Annotated in this window: 25 protein-coding genes; 8 read left to right on the plus strand and 17 right to left on the minus strand. The window is 73.5% G+C overall.

The features are described 5' to 3' along the window. Positions 1–90: 90 nt before the first annotated feature. From PUR61_RS43410 to PUR61_RS43450, 9 genes are read right to left on the minus strand one after another with little or no spacing between them, the layout of a single operon-like run. The gene (locus tag PUR61_RS43410) at positions 91–1647 is read right to left on the minus strand and encodes a complex I subunit 4 family protein (protein WP_329885463.1); all 1557 of its coding nucleotides are present in this window, start codon (positions 1645–1647) and stop codon (positions 91–93) included. Between the two features lie 57 nt (positions 1648–1704). Continuing rightward, on the minus strand, positions 1705–3786 hold the full coding sequence (locus PUR61_RS43415; RefSeq protein WP_329885464.1) for an NADH-quinone oxidoreductase subunit 5 family protein: 2082 nt from the start codon (positions 3784–3786) through the stop codon (positions 1705–1707). After that, positions 3783–4160, minus strand: a complete 378-nt coding sequence (gene nuoK / locus PUR61_RS43420; RefSeq protein WP_329885465.1) for an NADH-quinone oxidoreductase subunit NuoK — start codon at positions 4158–4160, stop codon at positions 3783–3785. The genes PUR61_RS43415 and nuoK overlap by 4 nt, the downstream gene beginning before the upstream one ends. Beyond that, positions 4160–4936: an NADH-quinone oxidoreductase subunit J family protein gene (locus PUR61_RS43425; RefSeq protein ID WP_329885466.1), complete on the minus strand. Its 777-nt coding sequence runs from the start codon at positions 4934–4936 to the stop codon at positions 4160–4162. Before PUR61_RS43425 ends, nuoK begins: the two co-directional genes overlap by 1 nt. After that, positions 4933–5490, minus strand: coding sequence for a NuoI/complex I 23 kDa subunit family protein (locus tag PUR61_RS43430; protein WP_329885467.1), 558 nt, complete (start codon positions 5488–5490; stop codon positions 4933–4935). Before PUR61_RS43430 ends, PUR61_RS43425 begins: the two co-directional genes overlap by 4 nt. Further along, positions 5487–6446 (minus strand): NADH-quinone oxidoreductase subunit NuoH, encoded by a 960-nt coding sequence (nuoH, locus tag PUR61_RS43435; protein WP_329885468.1) that lies wholly within the window; start codon positions 6444–6446, stop codon positions 5487–5489. Before nuoH ends, PUR61_RS43430 begins: the two co-directional genes overlap by 4 nt. Beyond that, positions 6443–7720, minus strand: a complete 1278-nt coding sequence (locus PUR61_RS43440) for an NADH-quinone oxidoreductase subunit C (protein ID WP_329885469.1) — start codon at positions 7718–7720, stop codon at positions 6443–6445. Before PUR61_RS43440 ends, nuoH begins: the two co-directional genes overlap by 4 nt. Next, positions 7717–8364 (minus strand): NADH-quinone oxidoreductase subunit B, encoded by a 648-nt coding sequence (locus tag PUR61_RS43445; RefSeq protein ID WP_329885470.1) that lies wholly within the window; start codon positions 8362–8364, stop codon positions 7717–7719. The genes PUR61_RS43440 and PUR61_RS43445 overlap by 4 nt, the downstream gene beginning before the upstream one ends. Then, the gene (locus tag PUR61_RS43450; RefSeq protein WP_329885471.1) at positions 8355–8771 is read right to left on the minus strand and encodes an NADH-quinone oxidoreductase subunit A; all 417 of its coding nucleotides are present in this window, start codon (positions 8769–8771) and stop codon (positions 8355–8357) included. The genes PUR61_RS43445 and PUR61_RS43450 overlap by 10 nt, the downstream gene beginning before the upstream one ends. 297 nt (positions 8772–9068) lie before the next feature. On the opposite strand from PUR61_RS43450, the gene PUR61_RS43455 reads away from it, so the two are divergent. After that, entirely contained in the window at positions 9069–10292 is a 1224-nt protein-coding gene (locus PUR61_RS43455; protein WP_443035343.1) for a sensor histidine kinase, read from the plus strand. 159 nt (positions 10293–10451) lie between these two features. On the opposite strand, the gene PUR61_RS43460 is transcribed toward PUR61_RS43455, so the two are convergent. Continuing rightward, positions 10452–11510, minus strand: coding sequence for a S1C family serine protease (locus PUR61_RS43460; RefSeq protein WP_443035348.1), 1059 nt, complete (start codon positions 11508–11510; stop codon positions 10452–10454). A 240-nt stretch (positions 11511–11750) separates the two neighbouring features. Between PUR61_RS43460 and galE the strand changes: the two genes are divergently transcribed. Further along, entirely contained in the window at positions 11751–12740 is a 990-nt protein-coding gene (gene galE, locus PUR61_RS43465; protein ID WP_329885472.1) for a UDP-glucose 4-epimerase GalE, read from the plus strand. Positions 12741–12822: 82 nt separating this feature from the next. On the opposite strand, the gene PUR61_RS43470 is transcribed toward galE, so the two are convergent. Then, a complete protein-coding gene (locus PUR61_RS43470) occupies positions 12823–15186 on the minus strand; it encodes an outer membrane protein assembly factor BamB family protein (RefSeq protein WP_329885473.1) in 2364 nt (787 codons plus the stop codon). Positions 15187–15643: 457 nt separating this feature from the next. Between PUR61_RS43470 and PUR61_RS43475 the strand changes: the two genes are divergently transcribed. Beyond that, entirely contained in the window at positions 15644–16291 is a 648-nt protein-coding gene (locus tag PUR61_RS43475) for a TetR family transcriptional regulator (protein WP_266311629.1), read from the plus strand. Between the two features lie 372 nt (positions 16292–16663). On the opposite strand, the gene PUR61_RS43480 is transcribed toward PUR61_RS43475, so the two are convergent. The 6 genes from PUR61_RS43480 to PUR61_RS43505 all read right to left on the minus strand — a co-directional run bounded on the left by PUR61_RS43480 (position 16664) and on the right by PUR61_RS43505 (position 22628). Next, positions 16664–17608: a beta-ketoacyl-ACP synthase III gene (locus tag PUR61_RS43480; protein WP_329885474.1), complete on the minus strand. Its 945-nt coding sequence runs from the start codon at positions 17606–17608 to the stop codon at positions 16664–16666. 163 nt (positions 17609–17771) lie between these two features. Then, positions 17772–18989: a L,D-transpeptidase family protein gene (locus PUR61_RS45680; protein WP_443035344.1), complete on the minus strand. Its 1218-nt coding sequence runs from the start codon at positions 18987–18989 to the stop codon at positions 17772–17774. 166 nt (positions 18990–19155) lie between these two features. Further along, complete coding sequence (gene mqnE, locus PUR61_RS43490) at positions 19156–20319, minus strand: aminofutalosine synthase MqnE (RefSeq protein ID WP_329885475.1); 1164 nt, start codon at positions 20317–20319, stop codon at positions 19156–19158. A 62-nt stretch (positions 20320–20381) separates the two neighbouring features. Next, positions 20382–21344 (minus strand): threonine ammonia-lyase, encoded by a 963-nt coding sequence (locus tag PUR61_RS43495; protein ID WP_329885476.1) that lies wholly within the window; start codon positions 21342–21344, stop codon positions 20382–20384. A 5-nt stretch (positions 21345–21349) separates the two neighbouring features. Beyond that, positions 21350–21811 (minus strand): Lrp/AsnC family transcriptional regulator, encoded by a 462-nt coding sequence (locus tag PUR61_RS43500; protein WP_327678059.1) that lies wholly within the window; start codon positions 21809–21811, stop codon positions 21350–21352. A gap of 151 nt (positions 21812–21962) precedes the next feature. Beyond that, a complete protein-coding gene (locus PUR61_RS43505) occupies positions 21963–22628 on the minus strand; it encodes a UbiX family flavin prenyltransferase (RefSeq protein ID WP_329885477.1) in 666 nt (221 codons plus the stop codon). 65 nt (positions 22629–22693) lie between these two features. On the opposite strand from PUR61_RS43505, the gene PUR61_RS43510 reads away from it, so the two are divergent. The 5 genes from PUR61_RS43510 (at position 22694) to PUR61_RS43530 (ending at position 26815) form a co-directional block, all read left to right on the plus strand. Beyond that, positions 22694–23437 carry a cyclase family protein gene (locus PUR61_RS43510; RefSeq protein ID WP_329885478.1) on the plus strand — a complete coding sequence of 248 codons (744 nt, stop codon included), beginning with the start codon at positions 22694–22696 and terminating at the stop codon, positions 23435–23437. Between the two features lie 123 nt (positions 23438–23560). Continuing rightward, a complete protein-coding gene (locus tag PUR61_RS43515) occupies positions 23561–24277 on the plus strand; it encodes an MOSC domain-containing protein (protein ID WP_329885479.1) in 717 nt (238 codons plus the stop codon). 182 nt (positions 24278–24459) lie between these two features. Next, on the plus strand, positions 24460–24885 hold the full coding sequence (locus PUR61_RS43520) for a GntR family transcriptional regulator (RefSeq protein ID WP_329885480.1): 426 nt from the start codon (positions 24460–24462) through the stop codon (positions 24883–24885). A gap of 56 nt (positions 24886–24941) precedes the next feature. Beyond that, complete coding sequence (locus PUR61_RS43525) at positions 24942–25829, plus strand: ABC transporter ATP-binding protein (RefSeq protein ID WP_329885481.1); 888 nt, start codon at positions 24942–24944, stop codon at positions 25827–25829. Further along, the gene (locus PUR61_RS43530) at positions 25826–26815 is read left to right on the plus strand and encodes an ABC transporter permease (protein ID WP_329885482.1); all 990 of its coding nucleotides are present in this window, start codon (positions 25826–25828) and stop codon (positions 26813–26815) included. Before PUR61_RS43525 ends, PUR61_RS43530 begins: the two co-directional genes overlap by 4 nt. The last annotated feature ends 103 nt before the right edge of the window (positions 26816–26918 follow it).

Below are 26918 nucleotides of genomic sequence, written 5' to 3' on the forward strand. Positions count from 1 at the left end.
CGGTCGCGGCGCCGAGCTGTCTGCCCGTGCCGAGCTGCGTGCTGAGCTGCGCGCCGAGGAGCTGGGCGCTCAGCTGGGTGCCGAGCATGGTCAGCCACCCCCGAGGAGGTGCTTGACGGCGGGCTCGGAGAGACCGAGCAGGAGAGCGGGCCAGAGACCGGCCAGCAGGGTGAGGGCGACCAGCGGCGTCCAGCTGACGGCCTCGTACGGGCGCAGGTCGGCGAGTTCGGCCACCGGTGCGGGCTGCTTCGGGTCGCCCATGCAGACCCGCCTGACCACGATCAGCAGGTACGCGGCGGTGAGGAGGGTGCCGAGACCGGCCAGGACCATGTAGGTGACGAACGCGGGACGCGAGAGGCCCTCGGCCGGGTCGAACGCGCCGAACATCGCGAGCAGCTCGCCCCAGAAGCCGGCCAGCCCGGGCAGGCCGAGGCTGGCGACGGCCGCGAAGGCGAGCAGCGCGCCGATCCGCGGTGCCCGTCCGTACAGGGCGGCGCCGGTGGTACCGGCCAGGGTGTCGAGGTCCGCCGTGCCGTACCGGTCCTTGATCGCGCCCACCAGGAAGAAGAGCAGACCGGTGATCAGACCGTGGGCGATGTTGGCGAACAGCGCGCCGTTGACGCCCACCGGAGTGAGGGAGGCGATGCCCAGCAGGACGAAGCCCATGTGGCCGACGGAGGAGTAGGCGATCAGGCGCTTGAGGTCGCCCTTGGCGCCGGGCCGCGCCAGCGCGAGGCAGGCCAGCGAGCCGTAGACGATGCCGACGGCGGCGAAGGCGCCCAGGTAGGGGGCGAGGGTCGCCGTGCCGTCGGGGACGACCGGGAGGAGGACGCGGACCAGGCCGTACGTCCCCATCTTCAGCAGCACGCCGGCGAGCAGCACGGAGCCGACCGTCGGGGCCGCCGTGTGCGCGTCCGGGAGCCAGCTGTGCAGCGGCCAGGCAGGGGCCTTGACCGCGAGCCCGACCATGATCGCCAGGGCGGCGATCACCTGGGTGGAGTGGCTCAGGCCCGAGCCGTGGGCGGCGGCCAGCGCCTGCATGTCGAAGGTTCCGGCCTTGCCGCCGACCAGCAGGAAGCCGAGCAGCATCACGGCCGACCCGAGCAGCGTGTACAGGATGAACCGGTTGGCGGCCGGCACCTTGGCCCCGGTGCCCCAGCGGGCGATCAGGAAGTACATCGGGATCAGCACGATCTCGAAGGCCACGAAGAAGAGCAGGAGGTCCAGCACCGCGAAGGTGGCGAGCATGCCCACTTCGAGGAGGAGGAACAGCCCGACGAAGGAGCGGGCCGAGGGCACGCCCTCGCCGGACGGCAGCCGCCGCTCCGAGTACAGCGCACAGAGGAAGGTGAGCAGCGAGGTCAGGACGATCAGCGGGAGCGAGACGCCGTCCACACCGAGGTGGAACCGCACGCCGATGGCCGGGATCCAGGCCACGTCGGTGGTGGCCTGCATCCGGGCGGGCTCGTCGTGGTCGAAACCGGCCGCCAGGACGACGGTGAGCAGCAGGACGACGCCGGTCAGCACGGTGCCGAAGCGCAGCGCGCGCCGGTCGGCGGCGGCCGGGTCGGTGCCGAACACCGGCGCCAGGGTGAGCGCGGCGCCGAGCACCGGCAGGGCCAGGAGGGCGATGAGGACCGCGTTCATCGGGGGCTCCTACGGGCTGCGGTCGACGGGGTGGGACGGATCGGCTGGTTCATCCGGCTACACCGCCACCAGGACGACCAGCAGGACGACGCCGGCCAGCAGCGCGCTGAGGTACGTCTGCGCGTTGCCGGTCTGCGCGAGCCGGACGGCCCGGCCGAGCAGGTTGGCACCGACCCCGCTGCCGCGTACGTAGGTCTCCACGACCTCGCGGTCGAGGAAGCGGACCAGCCGTGCGGCGGCGGCCACCGGGCGGACGAACAGCGCTCCGTAGAGCCGGTCGACGCCGAAGCCGTGCCGGGCCGGGTCGAACAGCGGACCGAGCAGGGCGCGTCCGGGATCGGCGGCGATCACCTCGGCGACCGGGGATCCGGCCTGCTCGGGTACCCGGCCCGCCGCCGCGGGGGCGGGCTGCCCGGCGCCGAGCCGGGCCGTGGCGGAGCGCCAGGCCCCGTACGCCAGCAGGATGCCGACCACGGCGAGGCCGGTGCCGGTGACGGCGGTGACCGCCGAGGGCCGCAGCGAACCGCCGTCGAGCAGTGCGGGCAGCCAGTCCGAGCGCAGGCCGGCGACGCCGAAGCCCACGGTCGGGACGGCCAGCACCCAGAGCGGCCAGCGCATCGCGGGCGGCTCGGCGGTGGCCGGGTCGGCCTCGTCCACCTCGGGCGAGTACGGCGCACCGGCCTCGTGGTCGGAGGACCCCGCGGCGGTCGGCGCCGAGACCCCGGCACCGGCGGCACCGGCGGCGACGGCCGTGGCCGGCGCCCCGGCGGTGGCCGGGCTGTGGAACGCGACCAGGAACATCCGGGTCGCGTACGCCGCCGTGAGCAGCGCGGTGAGCCCGGCCGAGATCAGCACGATCCACCCGGCCGCCTGCGGCACGGCCGAGGCCGGGCCGACGCCGTTGGTCAGCGCCTCGCCGTTGGCGGCGTGCTCGGCGGCGGTCAGCACCGCCTCCTTGCTGAAGAAGCCGGAGAACGGCGGCAGACCGACCAGGGCGACCAGGGCGATGCCCATCGTCCAGTAGGCGTCCGGGACGCGCTTGCGCAGCCCGGGCATCCGGGACATCACGGAGATCGAGTTGGTGTGCGCGGCGTGGATCACCACGCCGGCGGCGAGGAAGAGCAGCGCCTTGAAGGCACCGTGGCTGACCAGGTGGAAGACGGACGCCTCGCGGTCGCCGCTGGCCAGCGCGCCGGCCATGTAGCCGAGCTGGCCGACGGTCGAGTAGGCGAGCACCCGCTTGAGGTCGTCCTGGGCGAGCGCGCAGAGCGCCGAGCCGATCATCGTCACGGCCGCCATCACCGCCAGCACGACCAGCGCCGCGCCGGAGAGCAGGAAGACCGGCAGCAGCCGGGCGACCAGGTAGATGCCCGCGGCGACCATGGTGGCGGCGTGGATCAGCGCCGAGACCGGGGTCGGGCCGGCCATCGCGTCCGGGAGCCAGGTGTGCAGCGGGAACTGCGCGCTCTTCCCGGCCACACCGGCGAGCAGCAGCAGCGCGGTCAGCGTGGGGTGGCCGAGCTGTCCGTCGGCGGCGGCCCGCAGCACGTCCTCGATCCGGAAGCTCCCGGCGTCGGCGCCGAGCAGGAAGATGCCGAACAGGAACGGGACGTCGCCGAGCTTGGTGACCAGGAAGGCCTTGAGCGAGGCCGAGCGGGCGTCCTGGGTCTCCCAGTGGTGGCCGATCAGGAAGTACGAGCAGATGCCCATGATCTCCCAGCCGACCAGCAGCACGATCAGGTCGCCGGAGTAGACGACCAGGAACATCGCCGCCGTGAAGAGCGAGACCAGCGCCGCGTACGAGGGGTAGCGGGGGTCGTCCTTGAGGTAGGCGGTCGAGTAGACCTGCACGCAGGTGGCGACCAGGCCGACCAGCACGGAGATCAGCGAGCTGTAGCCGTCCAGGTGGAAGGCGAGCGCGATGTCCGGGCCACCGGTCGGGGTGAGCCGGGTGGCGACGTCCAGCGACTGACCGCTGCCGAGCTGGATCGCGACGACCAGGGCGAGCACGGCCGAGACGGCCACCGGCACGATCGCCAGCGGCCTGGCCAGACCGGGGACGCGCTTGCCGACGGCCAGGGTGGCGGCGGCGCCGAGCGCGGGCAGGGCGGGGACGAGGGCGGGCAGGGCGAGGTTCATGCGGCGGCCCGGCCCTTCAGCGCCTCGGCTCCGACCGGCGCCTCCTCGATGTCGGCGGTGGACTCCGCCGGGTCGCCCAGCGTGGTGACCTTGTCGATGTCCGCGGTGCCCCGGGCCCTGAACAGCAGCAGGACGACGGCGAGCCCGAGTCCGATCTCGGCGGCGGCGATGGTGATGGTGAACAGGGTCAGCGCCTGGCCGGCGTGCAACGAGTCGCGCAGCCAGACGTCGAAGGCGACCAGGTTGAGGTTGACGGCGTTGAGCATCAGCTCGACGGACATCAGCACCAGGATGACGTTGCGCCGGGCGAGCACGCCGTACACGCCGACGCTGAACAGCAGCGCGGCGAGGACGGCGGGGTAGGCGAGGTGCATCAGCCCTCCTGCTCGGGGGTGGTCGGAGCGGAGGCCGGAGGGGAAGCGGGAGCGGAGGCGGCGCCCTCGACGGCCGGGGCGGCCGTGGCGGCCTCGGCAGCCTCGACGGCCGGAACCGCGGGGGCGGCCTTCGGCGCGGTCGCGGCGACCGTCCCGTTGGAACCCACCGGCTTGCCGGCCCGGATCCGCCCGGCCCGGGGCACCGGCACCCGGCGTCCGCCGCCGCGCGACAGCACGATCGCGCCGACCAGCGCGGCCAGCAGCAGCACCGAGAGCGCCTCGAACGGCAGCACCCACGTCCGGAACAGGCTCGCGCCCGTCACCGCCGCGGAGCCACCGCCCGCGCCGAGGTCGATCCAGGACGTCCGGAAGGCGTCCACGACCAGCGTCACCAGGGTGCCGCCCGAGGCCAGCGCCACCACCAGGGCGACCCAGCGGTTGCCCGAGTCGGCGTCCGGCGAGCGCCCGATCGGCGCCTTGGTGAGCATCAGCCCGAACAGCACCAGCACGACCACCGAACCGAGGTAGATCAGGACCTGGACCCAGGCGATGAACTCGGCGGTGAGCAGCAGGAACTCCACCGCCAGCCCGCCGAGCGCGGCCACCAGCCAGAGCGCGGCGTGCACCAGCTGCTTGGTGGTGACGGCGACGACGGCCGAACCGAGCACCGCGATGCCGACCAGCAGGAAGACGATCTCCACCCCGGTCGGGGAGAGGAAGGAACGCGCGGCCGGGTCCAGCGACCCGGTCGCGGCGAGCAGGGTGGCGGCGCTCACTGCGCGTCACCCCCCTGTTCGAGTGCCGCGGCAGCGGCGGCGGCCAGTTTGTCCGCGGCCTTCCGCGCGGTGGCGATCTCCTTGGGCTCCTCGGCCGCCGGGTCCAGCGCGGGCGGCACCGGTACGGTCCACATCCACTCCCGGAGCCGGTCCCGCTCGTGGGTGAGCTCCAGGATGTCCGTCTCCGCGTACTCGAACTCGGGCGACCAGAACAGCGCGTCGAACGGACACACCTCGATGCAGATCCCGCAGTACATGCAGAGCGAGAAGTCGATGGCGAACCGGTCCAGCACGTTGCGGGTGCGGGCACGGGCGTTCGGGTCGGCGGCCGGCAGCGTCTCCTTGTGGGAGTCGATGTAGATGCACCAGTCCGGGCACTCGCGGGCGCAGAGCATGCAGACCGTGCAGTTCTCCTCCAGCAGCGCGATCACGCCGCGCGAACGCGGCGGGAGGTCGGGCTGCACCTCGGGGTACTGCGCGGTGACGGTCTTCTTCGTCATCGTCCGCAGGGTGACGGCCAGGCCCTTGGCCAGGCCGGCGCCGGGGAAGCTCATGAGATCGCCACCTTGATGACGCCGGTGAGGGCGAGCTGGACGAGGGCGAGCGGGATCAGCACGGTCCACGCGAGGCGCATCAGCTGGTCCTCGCGCAACCGGGGGTAGGTGACCCGCAGCCAGATCACCACGAAGGCGAGCGCGAAGGTCTTCAGGATGGTCCACAGCCAGCCGAGCTGGTCCGGCAGCGGTCCGTGCCAGCCGCCCAGGAAGAGCACCGCGGTGAGCGCGGAGACGACCAGGATGCCCACGTACTCGGAGAGCAGGAACAGCGCGAAGCGCAGGCCGGTGTACTCGGTGTACGCGCCGAAGATGATCTCCGAGTCGGCGATCGGCATGTCGAACGGCGGGCGCTGCAGCTCGGCCAGACCGGCCACGAAGAAGACGAACGCGCCGATGATCTGCCACGGGATCCAGTACCACTCCCAGGCGTCCATGATCCCGGGCAGCGACAGCGTCCCGGCGGCCATCGCGACGGACGCCGCCGCGAGCACCATCGGCAGCTCGTACGACATCAGCTGCGCGGCCGTCCGCAGGCCGCCGAGCAGCGAGAACTTGTTGGCCGAGGCCCAACCCGCCATCAGCTTGCCGATCACGCCGACGCCCATGACGGCGAGGACGAAGAACAGTCCGGCGTCGACCGCCTGACCGACGAAGCCGTCCGGGCCGACCGGGATCGCGAGCAGCACGAAGAGGTACGGCAGCAACGAGACGGCGGGCGCCAGCTGGAAGATCCGCCGGTCCGCGCCGGCCGGGACGATGTCCTCCTTCTGCGCGAACTTGACCCCGTCCGCGACCAGCTGCGCCCAGCCGTGGAAGCCGCCGGCGTACATCGGGCCGAGGCGGCCCTGCATGTGCGCCATCACCTTGTGCTCGGTCTGGCCGATGAGCAGGGGGAAGGTGAGGAAGACGACCAGCGTGGCGACGCAGCGCAGCGCCGTGTCGAGCAGGTTCACGCGCTGTCTCCGTCCTGGCCGGCCGGTTCGGCCGGTGTCCCGCCGTCGTCGCTCTTCCCGCTCGGGTCGCCGCTCGGGTCGTCGCTCGGGTCGCCCGCCGCGGCCGGCGCGCCGGACTCCGGCTTCGTGGGCGCCTCGGGCTCCGCGGACCTGTCCGCGTCGGGGGCCTTCGGGGAGTCGTCGTGGGCCGGCACCGGGTTGTGCCACGGCGCGTCGGCGGACCTGGTCCGCGCGGGCGCCGGGCGTCCGGGCCGCTCCTCACCGGCGACCGCAGGAGCGGCACTTCCGGGAGCCGGAGCTTCGGAAGCCGGGGCCTCCGGGGCGACCGCCTCCGGAGCGGGCGCGGCAGCGGCCCCGGTGGCCCCCGCCGCGTCGGCCTCCGGTCCCGCGCCGGCCGCCTGGCTCACCGAGCCGTCGGAGACCGACCGGACCCGGCGCGGCCGGTCCGCCCGCACCGGCGGCGCAGCCGCCCCGGCCGCGTCCGTCGCTGGTTCCGCCACCGCCTCCGTCACTGCTTCCGTGGCCTGGCTGACCGAACCGTCGTCGACCGTCCTGGTCCGCCGCGGCCGGTCCGCCCGCACGGCCGCGCCGCCCTCGGCGGACGCACCCGCGGCACGGGCCGCAGCCCCGGCAGCCCCGGCAGCACGCGGGGTCCGGGCCGCGCCCGCCGCCCGCGCGGCCCGCGCGGGCCGCTCCGCGACCGGCGGAAGGGTGCCCTTGAGGGGACCCCACTCGTTCGGGTCCGGCACACCGGCCGGCTGCATCTTGCGCCGCGCCGGCCCGTCGCCGTGGTCGGACTCGCCCGGCTCCTTGGCGCCCGGCCAGGCCTTGGCGACCCGGGCCGCGAGCACGAACTCCTTGCGCAGCGGGTGCCCCTCGAAGCCGTCCGGCAGCAGCAGGGTGGCGAGGTAGGGGTGTCCGGGGAAGCCGATGCCGAACATCTCGTGCGTCTCGCGCTCGTGCCAGGCGGCACCGGCGTACACGGACACGGCGGTCGGCAGGGCGGCCTTCTCGCGCGGCACCCGGGTGCGCAGCGCCAGGTGGCGGACGCCCGGGGCGTCGACGGAGGCGAGGTGGACGATCACGGAGAAGCCCTCGGCCAGCTCGTCGACGGCGCTCAGCCAGTCAAAGAAGCCCAGGCCCAGCGTGTCACGGGCGGCGGTGAGCGCCTCGATCCAGTGCTCGGCGGGGACGTCGACGGTGATCAGCCCGTACGCTTCGGCGCCGGTCGCCCACTCCCCGACCGACGCCGCGTACTGCTCGGCCGTGGTCATGAGGCCCCTCCCTCGGCGGAACCGGGCCCGGCCACCAGCGGGCGGCGGAGCGCCGCGGCGGGTGCGGTGTAGCGGCCGGGCAGCGACTCGGCGGCGATCTTCTCCTGCAGTTTGAGGATGCCCTGGAGCAGCGCCTCCGGACGGGGCGGGCAGCCGGGCACGTAGACGTCGACCGGGATGATCTGGTCGACCCCCTTGGTGACGGAGTAGGAGTCCCAGTAGGGGCCGCCGGAGTTGGAGCAGGCGCCGAAGGAGATGACGTACTTCGGCTCGGGCATCTGCTCGTAGAGGCGCTTGACGGCGGGCGCCATCTTGTCGGTCACCGTCCCCGAGACGATCATCAGATCGGCCTGTCGGGGGCCCGGCGCGAAGGGGATGACGCCCATCCGGATGAAGTCGTGCTTGGCCATCGACGCGGCGATGAACTCGATCGCGCAGCAGGCCAGGCCGAAGTTGAAGCACCAGAGGCTGTAGCGCCGCCCCCAGTTGAGGACGACCTTGACCGGGTCCGGCGCGAGCCGGGCCAGCGGGCCGATGCTGCGCCGCTCGGCGGCGGCGCCGGGGCGCGACGGGTCGGGCACGCCCAGCGGAACCGGACCGTCCGGGGCGCCGTGCCCGTGCGGGTGGGTGTGCGTCACGTCCATTCCAGAACGCCCTTCTTCCAGGCGTAGAGCAGCCCGACCGCGAGGAAGCCGATGAAGACGAACATCTCGATCAGCGTCCCGGCGCCGTAGCCGGCGGAGGCGAAGACGGTCGCCCACGGGAACAGGTAGATCGCGTCGACCGCGAAGATCACGTACAGGAAGGCGTAGACGTAGTAGCGGACCTGGGTGTGCGCCCAGTCCTCCCCCACCGGGTCCACGCCGCACTCGTAGGCGAGGAGTTTCTCGGGCGAGTACACCACCGGCCGCAGCAGGCGGTTCGCGGTGAACGCCACGACGACGAAGAGCACGCCGACGACGGCGAGCAGGCCCATCGCGGCGTACGCGTCGAAGTAGCCGCTGCCGGCCGCCGGGTCGGCCGCGGCGACAGCCGCCTGCTGCCCCTCCATGCCCTCGCCTCCACATCGGCCGTGGAAACCGCCCGCAGGGCAGTTCTACGACGTCTCTTTACACGCTCATAACCATCGCCAGAGCGTGAGTCTAAGTGCACCGCACAGGTACCCCGTACCCTGCCCGATCCGCAAGACGGCCGGTGGACATCCGGTGGACGCCCGGTATCGCCGCCCCACCTCGGACGGGGTGGGGATAACCCCCGCCCGGGAAGACGTATCACCCCCATGGCATCGTGCGCCCCGGACCGGCGAAGCTTGGATCACCAGCTCGACCGAGAGGGACGGTAGACCGAGATGAAGCCATTGCACCGCCGAGCCGCGGACGGCACGAAGGAGCGGGACGTGCCGGCGGAGCGCGCCCCGCTGTACGGCGCGCGGATGTGGCGGCAGGTCGGGCAGCTGCTGTTGAACCTGCCGATCGGCATCGCGGGGTTCGTCTTCACGATCGTGACGCTCTCCGTGGGCCTGGGGCTGTCGGTCACCGTGATCGGCCTGCCGCTGCTCGCCGCCGGGCTGGCCGGTTGCCGGGCCATGGGCGGGTTCGCCCGCCGCCGGGCCCGGTCCCTGTACAACTCCGGGGTGCACGAGCCGGAGCCGGTGCAGCGCCGCCGCCCGGGAATCACCGGCTTCGCGATCGCCCAGCTGACCGACGCGCTCTCCTGGCGCTCGGCCCTCTACTACGTGCTGATGCTGCCCTGGGGCATCCTCAGCTTCACCCTGACGCTGGTCTGCGTCCTGGTCGGCTGGCCGGTCCTGCCGTGGGTGGTCCGCTACCAGTCGGAGGTGGACCGGATGCTGGTGGAGACCCTGCTCTACCGGGGGGCGCTCTCCGAGCGGGTGCGCGAGCTGGAGGACGACCGCGGCACCGTGGTCGACACCGCCGCCGCCGACCTGCGCCGGATCGAGCGCGACCTGCACGACGGCGCCCAGGCCCGGCTGGTGGCCCTGGCGATGGACCTCGGCATGGCGAAGGAGCGGCTGCAGGAGACCGAGTCGCCGGAGGACGTGGCCGCCGCCGCGAAGATGGTCGGCAACGCGCACGGCGAGGTGAAGATCGCCCTCCAGGAGCTGCGCGACCTGGCCCGCGGCATCCACCCGGCGGTGCTCACCGACCGCGGCCTGGACGCGGCGCTCTCCTCGGTGGCGGCCCGCTGCACCGTGCCGGAGGGGGTCAAGGTGCACGTCGACCTGAAGGGCCGGGACGGAACGGCCGAGCGGCCTGACTCGGCGGTCGAGGGCATCGCCTACTTCACCGTCAGCGAGCTGCTGACCAATGTCTCCAAGCACTCCGGTGCCCGCTCCGCGACGGTGGACGTCTGGCGGGCCGGCGACCAGCTGATGGTGCTGGTCCAGGACAACGGCAAGGGCGGCGCCGCGCCCTACCCGGGCAGCGGCCTGGGCGGCCTGGCCGAGCGCATCCAGGCGGTGGACGGCGTCTTCCTGGTGGAGAGCCCGCACGGCGGCCCGACCACGGTGACGATCGAGCTCCCCTGGCGGACCCGCACCGCCCGGCGCTGAGCGGGAACCTCCGGCCGGAAACCCGACCGGGCCCCGTCGCCTCTCGGCGACGGGGCCCGGTTGCGCCGGTGCCCGGACGACTGGTGCCCGGACGGCGGCGGCCCGCGAACCCTTGCGCGGTGTACGGGCCGACCGCCGCCCGGGGGCTCGGGGGACGCCCTACGGCGTCTCCAGGGTGCCGAGGGTGACCTCGGTCGTCCCGCTCCGGCCGTCCCGGGTGTAGGTGACGGTGACCTTGCTGCCCGGGGCGAGCGAGGCCAGCGCGGTGGTGAGCGAGTTCAGCGAGGTGACCTCGGTGTCGCCGATCTTCGTGATCACGTCCCCGGGCTGGAGGCCCGCGGAGGCGGCCGGGCCGCCGGGGGCGACGGCCACCACGGCGGCGCCCGCCGGCTGGAAGCTCTGGTCGAAGAAGGTCCGGGCGGTGATGCCGAGCGCGGCGCGACCGGAGTTGGTGACCTTGCCGTCCTTGATCAGCTGGTCGGCGATGCCGGTCACGGTGGACGCCGGGATGGCGAAGCCGATGCCGGGGGCGGCGGCCCCGTTGGCCTCGGGCTCGGTGGCGGCGAGGGTGTTGATGCCGATCACCCGGCTGTTCAGGTCCACCAGTGCGCCCCCGCTGTTGCCGGGGTTGATCGCGGCCGAGGTCTGCACCATGTTGCCGATGGTGGCGCCGGGCGAGCCGCCGCCGCTCGGTTCGGAGACGGTCCGGCCGGTGGCCGAGACGATGCCCTGGGTGACGCTGCTGGAGAGTCCGAGCGGGCTGCCCATGGCGAGGGTGATCTGACCCAGCTCGACCTTGGTGGAGTCCGCGAAGGCGGCCGGCCTGAGACCTCCCGGCAGGCTGCTCAGCCTGATCACCGCGAGGTCGGACTCCGGGTAGCTGGCGACCAGGGTGGCGTCCAGCGGCTTGCTGCTGTTGACCAGCGTGACGGCGAAGGTGGTGGCCGAACCGACCACGTGGGCGTTGGTGACGATGTCGCCCTTGTCGTCGTAGACGATCCCGGAGCCGAGGCCGCTGGCGGTGGTGATCTGCACCACCGAGGGCAGGACGTCCTTGATCACCCGCTGGTAGTCGTCCTGGAGCTGGTTGGCGCCGCCCGCCCGGGCGCCCGACGGGGACGACGAGGGAGCGGAGGAGGAGGCCGAGGAGGTGGACGACGAGGAGGAACCGCTGCTGCACCCGGCCAGCGCAGGAGCGGCCAGCGCCAGGGCGGTCAGTGCGGCGACCGCACCCGGAGCGAGCGGCCTCCCGGCGAACGCCTTCGGTCCGGTCGGACGCGGTCCGGCCGGGATCGGACGGGTGGGCTCCTTCTTGCGGTTCACGGTGACGGCCTCCGGCTCCCTCGGTACACGGACATGGCGCAGAGATCTTTGTCAGCATTTCACCGAAATGTCCGAATAGCCGTGCCGACTCGCCCGCTGCGTACCGAGGGAGCGGGAACGCCTAGGATCTCGGGCATGACTTGGTTGCTCACCGGTGGTGCCGGATACATCGGCACCCACGTGGTGCAGCAGCTCGTGGCGTCGGGCGAGCGGGTCGTGGTGCTGGACGACCTCAGCACCGGGAACCGCAGCGGGCTGCCGGAGGGGGTCGTCCTCGTCGAGGGCTCCACGCTGGACCGGCCCGCCGTGGACGCGGCGCTGCACGGCCACGACGTGCGCGGGGTGCTGCACTTCGCCGCCAAGAAGCAGGTCGGAGAGTCGGTCGAGCGGCCGTTCCACTACTACCGGGAGAACCTGGCCGGCCTGCAGACCGTGCTGGAGGCGGTCGTCGACGCCGGGGTGCGGCGCTTCCTCCTCTCTTCCTCCGCCGCCGTCTACGGCATGCCGGACGTCGACCTGGTCACCGAGTCCGCCCCCTGCGCGCCGATGAACCCGTACGGCGAGACCAAGCTGGCCGGCGAGTGGCTGGTCTCCTCCGCCGGCCGGGCGCACGGCCTGTCCACGGTCTCGCTGCGCTACTTCAACGTCGCCGGCGCCGCCTCGCCGGAGCTCTCCGACGCGGGCGTCCTCAACCTGATCCCGATGGTCTTCGAACGGCTCACCGCCGGCCTGGCCCCGCGGGTCTTCGGCGCCGACTACCCGACCCCCGACGGCACCTGCGTGCGCGACTTCATCCACGTCTCCGACATCGCCTCGGCCCATGTGGCGGCGGCCCGGCGGCTCTCCGCCGACCCGGCGGGCGAGACCCGCCTGGTCCTCAACATCGGCCGCGGCGAGGGCGTCAGCGTCCGGGAGGTGCTGGACGTCATCGGCCGGGTCACCGGCTACGACACCACTCCGGAGTACGCCCCGCGCCGCGCCGGCGACCCGGCCCGGGTGGTGGCCTCGGCCGACCTGATCCACCGCGAGCTGGGCTGGACCGCGCGCCACGGGGTCGAGGAGATGGTCGCCTCGGCCTGGGAGGGCTGGTGCGCGCGCCACCCGGAGGCCCGCCGCCGGCCCTAGGCCGGGCCCAGGGCCGCGAGGCCGAGACCCGGCCCCCGGGCGCGGCCCTCCCGGGCGCACCGGGCTCACCGGGCTCACCGGGTCAGTGCGAGGGCACCGCCGTCCCGTAGAAGGCGTCCAGCGCGTAGACGCAGCGGTCCTTGGAGCCGACGAACACCTTCCCGCCGACCGCCACCGGGGAGCCGGTCAGCTCTCCCTTGGTCCCCAGCTCCCAGCGCAGCCGGCCGCCGGCCAGGTCCAGGGTGTGCAGCGAGTGGTCCCGGCTGCCGAGGTGGACCAGCCCGTCGGCGACGGCCGGGGAGCCGACGATCTCGCCCCGGGCCGCGTACCGCCAGCGCTCCCGCCCGGTGGCCGCCTCGAAGGCGTACAGCACCTCGCCGCTGCCGACCAGCACCATGCCGTCGCCGACCACCACCGGCTCGGCGCCCTGCCGGTTGCCGGTGGCCGCGCGCCAGCGGTCCCGCCCGGTGGCCGCGTCCAGCGCGTACACCGTGCCGAGGTAGTCGGCGACGTAGACCGCGTCGGCGTCCAGCACGGGCGGCGTGAACAGCACCACCGGGGCCTCGAACCGCCACCGCTCGGCACCGCTCGCCGCGTCCAGCGCGTAGACCCGGGTACCGGCCGTCACGTACAGCACCCCGGCGCGCTCGGCCGGGCGGGACGGCACGTCCTCGCCGACCGGGACCGACCAGCGCAGGCCGGCGCCGCGCGGGTCGACGCAGCGCAGCCGCCCGCCGCCGTAGTAGTAGGCCGCGCCCCCCACCAGGGCCGGGCCGGACTGCGGGTTCTCGTAGTCCTGCTGGGCGTCGTCGGCGCGCCACAGCTCGGCGCCGCCGGCCGCCGAGCGCAGCTGCACGCCGCCGCCCCGGATCCCGCAACAGAGCACGCCGTCGGCGGCGTCCAGCGAGTACACCCAGCCGTCGAGCGAGTGCCGCCAGCGCTCGGCGCCGTCCGCGACGTCCACCGTGTACAGGTGGGGGCCGTCGGCGGCGTGCACCCGGCCGGCGTCCACCGCGAGCGCCCAGGCGACGTCCCGGGTCTTGTAGCGGCGCTGCCCGGAGGCGATGTCCAGCGCGTGCACCTCGAAGCTGGAGACGAACAGGGTGCCGTCGGCGACCACCGGCGTGCCCCAGACGTCGTTGGACATCCGGAACCGCCAGGGCCGCCAGCGGGCCGCCCGGGCCGGGGGCGGGGTGATCCGGCGGACCCAGTCGGTCTCCGCCGGCGCCGCGCCCGAGCCGGCCTGCTCGGCGCGCGGCCCGGGCCCTATCCGCACCGAGGCGCCGGACAGCCGCACCTCGACGGCGCTCTCCTCGGCGACCGGCGCGCGGTGGCGGCGGGGCGCGGCCAGCTTCTCGGTGGCCGGCTCCGGGTCCTGGCCGAGCGGCGTGGTGTGCACCGGCCCGGCCTGCGGCGGGGCGTGACGCCCGCCCGGCCGGGTGCGCGGGTCGTCCTGCCCGTGACCCTGCGGCGGGACCTGGTGGTGCGGCTGCGGCACCGGCGGGGCGACGGGCGGCTGCACGGGTGCGGCCGGCACGACGACCGGCGGGGGCTGCCGGCGACCGCGCTTGCGTTCGATCATGGCCAGCGCGTTGGGCGGCAGCCAGTCCCCGGCCTCGCCGGAGGCGTCGTCCCGGGAGAACAGGTGCGGGGCCAGTTCGGCCTGGATCTGCTCCGGGGTCGGCCGGTGCTCGGGAGCGGGCCGCATGCAGGCCCGGACCAGGTCGACCAGCTCGGCCGGCAGGCCGGAGAGGTCGGGCTGCTCGCGCAGCAGCTGGAACACCGTCTCGACCGGGTTCGCGCCCCGGTAGGGCGGGTGGCCGGTGGCGCAGAAGACCAGGAGCGACCCGAGCGAGAAGACGTCGCTGGCGCCGGTGACGCCCCTGCTGTCCCGGGCCTGCTCCGGCGACATGTACGCCGGGGTGCCGACCGCCACGTTGGTCATGGTCAGCCGGGTGCTGGAGACGCCGGCGGCGATGCCGAAGTCGATCACCCGGGGGCCGTCCTCGACCACCAGCACGTTGGAGGGCTTGAGGTCGCGGTGGACCAGCCCGGCCGCGTGGATGGACTGCAGCGCCTCGGCGATGCCGGCGACCAGCCAGCGCACCGCCCCGGCCGGCAGCGGCCCGCAGTCGGTGACCAGGTCCTCCAGGGACGGGGCCGGCACGTAGGCGGTGGCCAGCCAGGGCACCCGGGCGTCCGCGTCCGCGTCCACCACGGCCGCGGTGTAGAACCCGCCGACCGTCTTGGCCGCCTCGATCTCCCGGGCGAACCGGACCCGGAACAGCTCGTCCTCCGCCAACTCCCCCCGGACGGTCTTGATCGCCACCCGCCGGCCGGACGCGGAGCGCGCCAGGTAGACCAGGCCCATTCCGCCCGCGCCGAGCCGCCCCAGTACCTCGAAGGGCCCGATTCGCCTCGGATCGTGCGCCGTCAGCTGGTCCACCCGCTGCCACCTCCCCGTTTCCGCACCGCCCGCGTGGTGCCGGACACCCGCCGCGTGGTGCCGGACCTGATTGTCCAATGCCGCCGGGTGCAACTCCAACCTCCCCCGCCCACCGGCGTTCAGTGCCGGTCCGGCGGCCCACTGCCCGGTCAGTGCCGCAGGAACGGCCGGATTCTGACGTCCGCTCCGGCCGCGGCTTGCCGCCGACACGCCCGGAGCCCCCGAGCGGGGCAGGTCACACCCGAACCGTAATCGTCACGCTCAGTTACTCGACCACCCCTCAGCGGAGGGGTCGTCACCCTGTGGCGTCAAAAGCACACGGGGGGGCGCCAAAGACGCCTCCGGGGGCGGGATGAATATCCGTCCGAAGTGCTTCAGGCGCCTATACCAACCCCCGTGCGGAGTAATAGTCGCATCACCGAATCGCGCCAAGATCGTGCCACGGTAAGCTGACGGCATGACAGGACAAGTTCGCACCGTCGACGGTCGCGTCGCCGGGCGACGCGGACAGGAGACGCGGCAGAAGCTGCTCGACTGCCTCCGCGAGATGCTCAGCACGTCGCCCTATCGGGACGTCAAGGTCATCGACGTCGCCCGTATGGCGGGTACCTCCCCCGCGACCTTCTACCAGTACTTCCCGGATGTCGAGGGCGCTGTCCTCGAAATCGCCGAGGAAATGGCCAAGGACGCCGACACCCTCAAAGAGCTGGTGGCCGGAAAGTCCTGGGCAGGGAAGTCCGGCACGGCCACTTCGGAAGAACTGGTCGACGGATTCCTCGCCTTCTGGCGCAAGAACGACGCCATTCTCCGAGTGGTCACGCTCGGTGCCGCCGAAGGGGACAAGCGGTTCTTCAAGATCCGCATGACCGTCCTCAACGCGGTCGCCAAGCCACTCACGGAAGCCGTCAAGGAACTCCAGGCGAAGGGCCAGGCCGACAAGTCACTGGATCCGGCAGCGGTCGCCGGGTCACTGGTCTCGCTGCTCGCCTCCGCGGCCGAGCACCAGAAGGCCTTCACCTCCTGGGGCGTCAAGGTCAAGGACCTCAAGCCCAACCTCGCTCCCCTGGTGTACCTGGGTGTCACCGGCAAGAAGGCGCCCAAGTAGACCGATCCACTCCACCCACCCTTCCGCTTCGCGCGGCCCCGGCCTCCTGTCCGGGGTACGACGGACGGCGGCCGTGTCCTCGGGGGAGGTCCGCCGACGGTCCGCAGCGCGCCACGACATGCCGGTGGGCGGGCACCCCGTGCTGGGGTGCCCGCCCACCGGCATACGTGTTCCCGGGCCCGACCGGGCCCCGGGCCCTCACCGGGCCACCGCGGGCCCCGGCCGGCCCTACCGGGCCCCCGGGAGGCCCCAGCAAGGCCCCACAGGCCCCGGCAGGCCCTCGGTGAGCCCCCGGGGACACGACGGAGCCCCCGGACGGCCTCGGGCCGGTCCAGGGGCTCTCGGTGCCCGCTCCGGGCCGCTCCCGCCCGCTCAGGGGCAGCGGACCACCTGGCCCGCGTACGCGAGGCCGCCGCCGAAGCCGAACAGCAGCACCGGGTCGCCCGGCGCCAGCTCGCCGCGCTCGACCAGCTTGGAGAAGGCCAGCGGGATGGACGCGGCCGAGGTGTTGCCCGAGTCCACCACGTCCCGGGCGACCACCGCGTCGGTGATGCCCAGCCGGGACGCGATCGCGTCGATGATCCTCAGGTTGGCCTGGTGCGGCACGAAGCCCTTCAGCTCGGACGGGTCGACACCGGCCTTCGCGCAGGCCTCCCGGGCCAGCGGGGCGATCTGGGTGGTGGCCCAGCGGAACACCGACTGGCCCTGCTGGCTGATCACCGGATCCCAGCCGGTGATCACCACGGCGTCGCCCCGCTCAGGCTCCGAGCCCCAGACCACCGGGCCGATGCCCGGCTCGGCACCCTCCTCCTGGGCCTCGACCAGCGCAGCGCCGGCGCCGTCGCCGAAGATCACGCAGGTGGACCGGTCGGTCCAGTCGATGGTGTCCGACATCCGCTCCGCGCCGATCACCAGCGCCAGCCGCGCCGCGCCGGCCCGGATCGCGTGGTCGGCGGTGGCCAGCGCGTACGAGAAGCCCGAGCAGACCGTGTTGATGTCGTAGGCGGCGGGCGCGCGCACGCCGAGGCGGGCGGCGACGGCGGCGGCCGTGTTGGGACTGCGCTCCACCGCGGTGCAGGTGGCGACCACGACCAGGTCGACGTCGGCCGCCGACCGCCCGCTGTTGGCCAGCGCCTTCTGCGCCGCCTCGGTGGCCAGGTCGACCACGGTCTCGCCCTCGGCGATGTGGCGCGTCCGGATGCCCACCCGACTGCGGATCCACTCGTCGTCGGTGGCGACCAGCTTCGCCAGGTCGTCGTTGGTGAGGACCTTGGGGGGCTGGTAGTGGCCGAGTGCCACGATGCGCGAACCGGTCATACTGCCCACTCAACCCGGTTACCCGCTGGTCAGTCGGGCGTGACCGGCTACAGGATCCGTGCCGGGATGCTGTAGGAGACCGACAAGGACCGTTGCGGCGACTGGGGCGTACCCGGGCCGCCGCGGGACACCGACGGGGCCGGCCGGGCCCCGGACGACGTGCTCAGACGGCCAGCGAGGCGGCGTCACCCATCACGATCACCGGGCGGGCGGCCGGGTCCAGGGTCCGGATCAGCTGCGCCATCTTCTCCTCCGGGACGGAGATGCAGCCGTGCGTCGGGCCCCCGTGGTCGACGTGGATCCAGATGCCGCCGCCCTTGGTCGAGCCGTTGGGGCGGCGCGGGTCGAGCGGGGAGTTGCCGGGCACCCGGTTGTAGTCGATCGCGACCACGTAGTCGAAGGAACCGGCGAGCTGCTCGCCGGCGAAGCCCCGGCCGGAGACCACGAAGTTGGCGTCCTTGTCGTACGGGAGCTTGCTGCCCGGGTCGGCCTTGCGGCCGCCGGCGTCGGTGAGCGAGAAGACGCCGATGGGGCTGCGCAGGTCGCCCTCGTTGTGGTCGGTGGTCCAGCCCTTGAACGCGTTGTGGCCCTGCCAGGTCTCGCCGGCCAGCCAGCGGCCCTCGGCGGTGCGGGTCCAGAGGGTGACCACGGCCTTGTTGGTGTCCTTGCCCTCGCCGGAGGCGAAGACGACCTGGGTGGTCTCGGCGGGTATCCGGGCGGCGAAGCCGGGGCCGAGGCCAGGTATGGCGGCCACCGAGCCGTCCGCGCGGGCCTCGCTGCGGTCGGCGGCGGGCTCCTCGGTGTGCCGTGCGTCGGCGGCCGGGGCGGCGGGGGCGGCGGTCGGGGAGGCCTGGTCGGTCACCGCCTGGGCGGTGGAGCGGTCCGGGGCGGCGACGGCGTCCGGGCCGGGGCCGTCGGCGCTGGTCACGCCCGTCCTCGCGGCGTCCTGGCCGACCGTGTACCAGCCCGCGGCGGCGGCGAGCAGCAGGGCGGTGCCGGCGGTGACGGCCCGGCCGGTGCGCTTCTTCTTGGGCTTGCGGCGGTGACCCCGGGCGGCCGCCCGGGACCCGGCGGGGGCCGCGGCGGGAGCGGGCACCGACCGGGGCCGGGCCGACGGCTCCGGTCCGGCCGCCAGGTCCTCCGGCTCCGCCGGGGACGCCTGGAACGGCTGGTCGTAGACGTCGTACTCGGCGAGGCTCCGGTACCCGGACGGCACGCCGCCCGGAACGTCCTGGTCCCCGTACGGGCCCGCGTGCGGCGCCTCGTACTGCTGCGGGAACGGCTGCGGGAACGGCTGCTGGTGACCGCCGTACGGCTGCTGCGGCACCTCGTACACCGGCTCGTACGACGGGTACGCGGTGGAGCGATCGGAACCGGACATGCGGCCGATCCTGCCAAACCGAGGCCCCGTTGGGAAACCCGGGGTCTGTGTCGAGCCCGTGAAGAAGCCGTCGCCCGGGCCGGCGGGCGGCCCGGGCGACGGGATCGCGACCGGGTGGCGACGGCGGGAACCGCCGGTCGCGGAGGGCCCCGGAGGGGCCGCGGGGTCAGAGGCGCATCGCCTGCGGGGTCTCGCGACGGCCGAGGTCGGGACCGTCGTACTCGCGGATGACCTCGTAGCGGGTGTTGCGCTCCACCGGCCGGAAACCGGCGTCGCGGATCAGGCCCAGCAGGTCGTCCCGGCCGAGCTTGTTCGGGGTGCCGAAGTTGTCCGCGTCGTGGGTGATCTTGTACTCGACCACCGAGCCGTCCATGTCGTCCGCACCGTGGCTGAGCGCCAGCTGGGCGGTGGTGACGCCGTGCATCACCCAGAAGACCTTGACGTGCGGGACGTTGTCGAAGAGCAGCCGGGAGACCGCGAAGGTCTTCAGTGCCTCGGCGCCGGTGGCCATCTCGGTACGGGCCATCAGCTTGTTGCGCACGACGCCGTCCTTGGAGTCGTGGAAGTCGTGCTGGTAGCGCAGCGGGATGAAGACCTGGAAGCCGCCGGTCTCGTCCTGCAGCTCGCGCAGCCGCAGCACGTGGTCGACCCGGTGGCGGGGCTCCTCGATGTGGCCGTACAGCATGGTGGCCGGCGTCTTGAGGCCCTTGCTGTGGGCGAGGCGGTGGATCCGCGACCAGTCCTCCCAGTGGGTGTCGTGGTCGACGATGTGCTGGCGGACCTCCCAGTCGAAGATCTCCGCGCCGCCGCCGGTGAGCGACTCCAGGCCGGCGTCGATCAGCTCGTCCAGGATCTCGTCGGCGGGCAGGCCGCTGATCCGCTCGAACCAGTGGATCTCGGTGGCGGTGAAGGCCTTCAGCGAGACGTTCGGCAGCGCCGCCTTCAGCTCCCGCAGCGAACGCGGGTAGTAGCGCCACGGGAGGGTCGGGTGGAGACCGTTGACGATGTGCAGCTCGGTGAGGGAGTCCACCTCCATCGCCTTGGCGAGGCGGACGGCCTCCTCGATGCGCATCGTGTACGCGTCCTTCTCGCCCGGCTTGCGCTGGAACGAGCAGTAGGCGCAGGACGCGCTGCACACGTTGGTCATGTTGAGGTGGCGGTTGACGTTGAAGTGGACGACGTCGCCGTTCTTCCGCGTCCGCACGTGGTGGGCCAGGCCGCCCAGCCAGGCCAGGTCGTCGCTCTCGTAGAGCGCGATCCCGTCCTCGCGGGTCAGTCGCTCACCCGCGTAGACCTTCGCCTCCAGCTCGCGCTTGAGCCCTGCGTCCATGCGGTGCCCCGCCTCCTCCGACTTCGATTCCTTGCCGGAACGAGCGTACGCCCCTGTGGCGCTCAGTCCGCGAGCAGCTCCGCGAGCAACGCCGGTTCGATGTTCCCGCCGCTCACCACGGCGGCCGTGTGCCGTCCGCCGGTCTCGGCCGCCCGGTGGAAGTACGCCGCCGGGGCGACCGCGCCGGACGGCTCGGCGACCAGCCGGCCGCGCCGGGCCAGCAGCGCCACCGTCGCGCGGATCTCGTCCTCGGTGACGGTGACGATGTCGTCCACGTAGGCGGTGAGGTGCTGGAAGGGCAGCTCGCCCACCGAGGGGGTGCGCAGCCCGTCGGCGACGGTCCGGTAGGTGTCGGCGACCGGCCAGGCCACCCGCTCGCCGGTCCGCAGGCTCTCCCGGGCGTCTGCGGCCAGCTCGGGCTCGACACCGATCACCCGCACGCCCGGACGGGTCAGTTTGAGCGCGGCCGCCGTGCCGGAGATCAGCCCGCCGCCGCTGACGGGGACGAGGACGGTGTCCAGCTCCGCCGGGGCGTCCTCGGCGATCTCCAGGCCCACGGTGCCCTGGCCCGCGATGATGAACGGGTCGTCGTACGGCGGCACCCAGACGTAGCCGTGCCGCTCGGCCAGCTCGCCGGGCACCGTGTCCCGCTCCTCCGGCGACACCAGCAGCACCTCGGCGCCGAACGACCTGGTGCCCTCGACCTTGACCGCCGGCGAGGTGTCCGGCATCACGATCACGGCCTTGATGCCGAGCAGCTCCGCCGCGTACGCCACCGCCTGCGCGTGGTTGCCACTGGACTGGGCGACCACCCCGCGGGCGCGCTCGGCCCCGCTCAGCGCGGCGAGCCGGTTGTACGCGCCGCGGGTCTTGAAGGCCCCGGTCGGCTGGAGGTTCTCCGGCTTGAGCCAGAGCCGCCGCTCGCCGTCGTTCGCCCAGGGGGCCGGGACCAGCGGGGTGCGCACCGCGACCCCCGCGATCCGCTCCCGGGCCGCGTGCAGCTCCTCCAGACCGACCAGTGCCATCGCCGTCACTCCCCTTCGGCGAGCGGCAGCTCGCTCACCCGGCTCTCCCATTTGGTGGAGAGTACGACGGTCGTACGGGTACGGGCCACACCCTTCGTCCCGGAGATCCGCTTCACCGCCGACTCCAGGCCCTCGACGTCCGGCACCCGGACCTTGAGCATGTACGAGTCGTCACCGGCGATGAACCAGCAGTCCTCGACCTCGCCGAGGTCCTTCAGCCGGAACGCGACGTCCTCGTGGTCGGCCGCGTCGGTGAGTTGGAGTCCGATCAGGGCCGTGACACCGAAACCGAGCGAGGCCGGGTTGACCGTCGCGCGGTAGCCGGTGATCACGCCGGCCTGTTCCAGCCGGTTGATGCGGTCCGTGACGCTCGGGCCGGAGAGGCCGACCAGCCGGCCCAGCTCGGCGTAGGACGCACGGCCGTTCTCCCGGAGCGCCTGGATGAGCTGTCTGTCCACCGTGTCCATATACCGTCCGCGTCCTTCCGAACCTCACCAGACCCACAGATCATTATCCGGATTCAAAGGTGCCATGCTCGGACCAACCCGGATATCGCAGAGAACATACTCTCCCGACTGCCGGCTCCCCACTCCCCCTCGGGCCGACGGACCCATGTCGTCAGGCCGGCCGGTCGCCCTCCCGGGCGGCCGCGCCCAACTCGCCCTCCCAGCGCCGGTACAGCGTGTGCGGCACGCCGACCGCGTCCAGCACCCGCCCGGCCACGAAGTCGACCAGCTCACGGACGGTGGAGCCGCCGGCGTAGAAGCCGGGCGAGGCGGGGAGCACGACGGCGCCCTGCGCGTCCAGCTCCACCAGGTGCTTCAGCGTCACCCCGTTGAGTGGTGCCTCGCGGACGCAGACCACCAGGGGGCGGCGCTCCTTGAGGGTGACGCTGGCGACCCGCTGGAGCAGGTCCTTGCTCAGGCCGAGCGCGATGCCGGCCACCGCACCGGTGGTCGCGGGGACGACCAGCATGCCCTTGGCCGGGTACGAGCCGCTGGACGGGCCGGCCGCGAAGTCCCCGGCGGGCCAGTACCGGACGTCGTCCAGGCCGTCCTCCGGGAGGGCCAGCCAGGCGGCGAGGTCGGTGCGCCAGTGCGCGTCGCGGAAGGAGATGCCGGTCTCGTCGAGGATGGTGAGCCGCGCGGCGCGGCTCACCACGAGGTCCACGGCCTCGCCGGCGGCGAGCAGCGCGCGGATCACGGAAGCGGCGTAGGGCGTGCCGGACGCGCCGGACACTCCCACGACCCAGGGCTGACGGACTGGCTGGTTCGGCTTTTCCATAGTGCTTACTTTCTATCCTCACGCGGCCCACCCGGCCCCGGCGCCCTCCTGGGAGGATGGGTGCCATGGCAGCGACCCTCGTCGACCTCACCCATCAGGTGACCACCGCGATGCCGGTCTACCCCGGCGACCCGGCCGTCGTCCTGGAGCCCGCGCTCACCACCGCGACCGCCGGGGTGAACGTGCTGGCCCTGCACCTCGGCTCGCAGTCCGGCACCCATGTGGACGCGCCGTACCACGTGGACGTCACCTGGCCCACCCTGGACGGCCTGCCGCTGGAGCGGTTCACCGGCCCCGCGGTCGTCGCCGACCTGCGCGGCCTGGAGCCGCGCTCGGAGGTGACCGCCGAGCAGCTCGCGCCCGCGCTGGAGCACGCCGGCGAGGGCACCGTCCTGCTGCTGGCCACCGGGTGGGCCCGGCACTGGGGCACCGACACCTATCTCGCCCACCCCAGCCTGTCCGCCGGCGCGGCCGAGGCGATCGTCGCCGCCGGGGTGCGGACGGTCGGCGTGGACGCGCTCAGCGTCGACCCCACGCCAGACCCGGGGCCCGGCGACCCGGCGGTGGCCGCGCTGCTCGCCGACCTCACCGACGAGCACGACCAGCCGGCCGCCGACGAGCCCACCCTGGCCGCGCACCGGATCCTGCTCGGCGCGCCCGGCGGCGGGGTCATCGCCGAGAACCTGACCGATCTGCGGGCGCTGCTGGAGGCGCAGCGGGCCGGGCTCCCGGTCGAGATCTCGCTCTTCCCGATCCGGCTGGTGGCAGCCGACGGGGCGCCGGTCCGGGCGGTGGCCCGGCTGGGGTGACCGCGGACCGCCCCGGCTCACCCCGGACCTGCCGGGAGCGACCGGCCCGATCTGCCGAACCGCTTGGCCCGAAGGGCACTTGGTCTAGACCATCCCCGGCGTACGCCGGTACGCTGTCCGGCCATGGCAGAGATCATCGGAGTGATCGAGCAGCTCTGGCGCTACCCCGTGAAGTCCACCGGCGGCGAGCGGCTCGACTCCGTCGAGGTGGACGACCGCGGGCTCGCGGGCGACCGCCTCTACGCCGTGCGCGACGGCAACGGCAAGCTCGGCTCCGGCAAGAACACCCGCCGGTTCCGGCGGATGGACGGCCTGCTCCGGCTCTCCTCCCGGCTCGGCCACCGCCTGGACGGCCCCGAGCTGTTCGACCCGCTGGGCGGTCCGGTCGCCGACCCGACCGCCTTCCTGCGCGCCTACCTCCAGCGCGACGACGTCGAACTCGCCCGCGAGGACGCCGTCTCGCACTTCGACCAGCTCCCGGTCAGCGTGCTCACCACCGCCACCCTCGACTGGGTGGCCGAGGCCGCGCCGTCCGCCGTCGTGGACGTCCGCCGCTTCCGGCCCAACGTCCTGGTGCGCACCCCGCCCGGCACCCCGCCGTTCGTCGAGGACACGTGGTTCGGCCGCGAGGGCCGGACCGGCTCCCGCTCCGGCGCGCGGCTCTCCTTCGTCCGGTCCAGCGAGCGCTGCGCGATGACCACCGCCGCCCAGCCCGGGCTGCCGCACGCCCCCGAGATCCTCAAGGCCATCGCCCAGGCCCACGAGGCCCGGCTGGACGCGCTCGCCGGGGTCGCCGCCCCCGGCCGGCTCGCCGTGGGCGACGCGCTGTCCCTGCACTGACCGCCCCGCAGCTCCGGCGGCCGGCCGTACGGGCGGCCGGACCCCGCGGACCCGGGCGCGCCGAGCGGACCGGCGGACTCCTCGTCAGGCCCCGCCGACCGGCGGCAATTCAGCTTTCCCTCCCACCACTTGACTGACGCACGTCTATCCTGTCTTACTGTCGTAGGACAGGAGAACAACTGGTGATCGAGTTCGTGCTCGACGGCCGCTCGCGGGTGGCCACGTACATGCAGCTGGTGCTTCAGGTGAAGCAGGCGCTGCGCGTCGGACTGGCGCAGCCGGGGGACCGGCTGCCCAAGGTGCGCGATGTGGCGCAGTCCCTGGCGATCAACCCCAACACCGTGCTCAAGGCCTACCGGGAGCTGGAGCTGGAGGGGCTCGCCGAGGGCCGGCCCGGGGTGGGGACGTTCCTGGTCCGCACCCTGGCCGGACCGTCGCTGGCCAACCAGGCGGAACTGCGCGACGAGCTGGTGACCTGGCTGCGCAAGGCGCAGGCCGCCGGACTCACCCGCGAGGACATCACCGCGCTGATCGACACCACCACGCGGGCCACGTTCGACCGGACGCCACCGGGCGACGGCCGGCACGGCAGCCGGCACACCGGCTAGCCCGTACGACATCCCGCCAGACCGCATCCTTGGGGGAACACATGACGGAAGTCGCTTTGCAGACAGACGGGTTGGGCAAGCGTTACGGCCAGACCTGGGCACTCCGGGGCTGCTCGCTACAGCTCCCCGCCGGGCGGATCGCCGCCCTGGTCGGCCCCAACGGCGCCGGCAAGTCCACCCTGCTCCACCTCGCCGTCGGCCTGCTGCAGCCCGACGCCGGAGAGGTCCGCGTCTTCGGCCGGGACCCGCGGGACAACATCGACGCCCTGGCCGACCTGGGGTTCGTCGCCCAGGACACCCCGCTCTACCCGGACTTCACCGCCGCCGAGCTGATCACCATGGGCAGCCGGCTCAACCGCCGCTGGGACTCCGCGATCGCCCGCGAGCGGCTCACCCGGCTCGGCATTCCGGCCGACAAGCCGGTCGGCAAGCTGTCCGGCGGCCAGCGCGCCCAGGTCGCGCTCGCCCTGGCGCTGGCGAAGAAGCCCCGGCTGCTGCTCCTGGACGAGCCGGTCGCCGCCCTCGACCCGCTGGCCCGGCACGAGTTCATGCAGGCCCTGATGGGTGCGGTCGGCGAGTACGGCACCACCGTGCTGCTCTCCTCCCACCTGCTCGCCGACCTCGAACGGGTCTGCGACCACCTGATCGTCCTGCAGACCGCCCACGTCCAGCTCTCCGGCGCGGTGGACGACCTGCTCGCCACCCACTGCCGGCTGGTCGGCCCGCGGGTCGCCGACGGCGCCGCGGTGCCCGGAGTGGCGGCGGTGATCCGGGCCAGCCACACCGAACGGCAGTCCACCCTGCTGGTCCGCACCGACGGCCCGGTCGACACCGACCGGTGGGCCGTGCACGACGTCACCCTGGAGGACCTCGTCCTCGCCTACCTGGGCGCCGCCGACACCCGCACCACCGGCACCACGCCCTTCCCGGAGGTGGCCGCGTGATCTGGCTGACCTGGCGTCAACACCGTAAGCAGGCGCTCTGGACGGCGATCGCCCTCGCCGTCCTGGCCGCCGCCCTGATCCCCACCGGCCTCGGCATGCGGTCCACCTTCGAGGACTCCGGACTCGGGGCGTGCCTGCGCAAGCTGGGCAACACCCAACTCGTCTCCGGCGGCGGCTGCGAGTCGCTCAGCCAGCGCTTCGAGAACCAGTACGGCGCGATGCTCTTCCTCGCGATCCTCTTCGTCCTGCTGCCGCTCCTGGTGGGCCTCTTCTTCGGCTCCCCGCTGGTCGCCCGGGAGGTGGAGAACGGCACCCACCGGCTGGTCTGGACCCAGGGCATCAGCCGCCGCCGCTGGATCCTCACCAAGTTCGGCCTGGTCGGCGCCGTCGCGCTCGTCCTGTCGGTGGTCTACTCGCTGGGCGTCGCCTGGTGGCTGGCCCCGCTGGCGGCCAACGGCGCGGGCCGGCTCGGCTACCTCTTCTTCGACGTCCAGGGCGCGGCGCCGATCGGCTACACGCTGTTCGCGGTGGCGCTCGGCATCCTGGTCGGCACCCTGAGCCGCAAGGTGCTGCCCGCGATGGGCATCTCGCTCGCTGCCTTCGTCGCCGTCCGGGTGCTGGTCGAGACCCTCGCCCGACCGTACTTCCTGCCGACGAAGACGCTCAGCTACGCGATCGACAGCCCGCTCCTGGGCAACCGCTTCACCGGCTCCTGGGTCTACCAGGAGGGCGTCCGCAACGGCGCCGGGGAGCTCGTCCTCCCGGACGCCCGGGTCGGCTGCGACACCGACGGCTCCGGCGACTCCGCCGGGTGCGTGGCCCACTTCGCCCAGCAGGGCTTCGGGCCCGCGCCCTACACCAACTGGCAGGAGTACCAGCCGGCCGACCGCTTCTGGACCTTCCAGGGCATCGAGACGGGCCTCTTCCTCGCCCTCACCGCCCTGCTCCTCGTCCTGGCCGTCCGCCGCATCCGCCGCATCGCCTGAACGGCACCGCCGAGGGGCGCTCTCCGGCACACCGACCGGGGAGCGCCCGGCCGGTCCGGCCCGGCGGCGCGCAGGCCCGGCGGCGCAGGTCCGGCGGCGGTCC

The organism is Streptomyces sp. BE20 (assembly GCF_036322525.1).
Taxonomy (GTDB): Bacteria; Actinomycetota; Actinomycetes; order Streptomycetales; family Streptomycetaceae; genus Kitasatospora.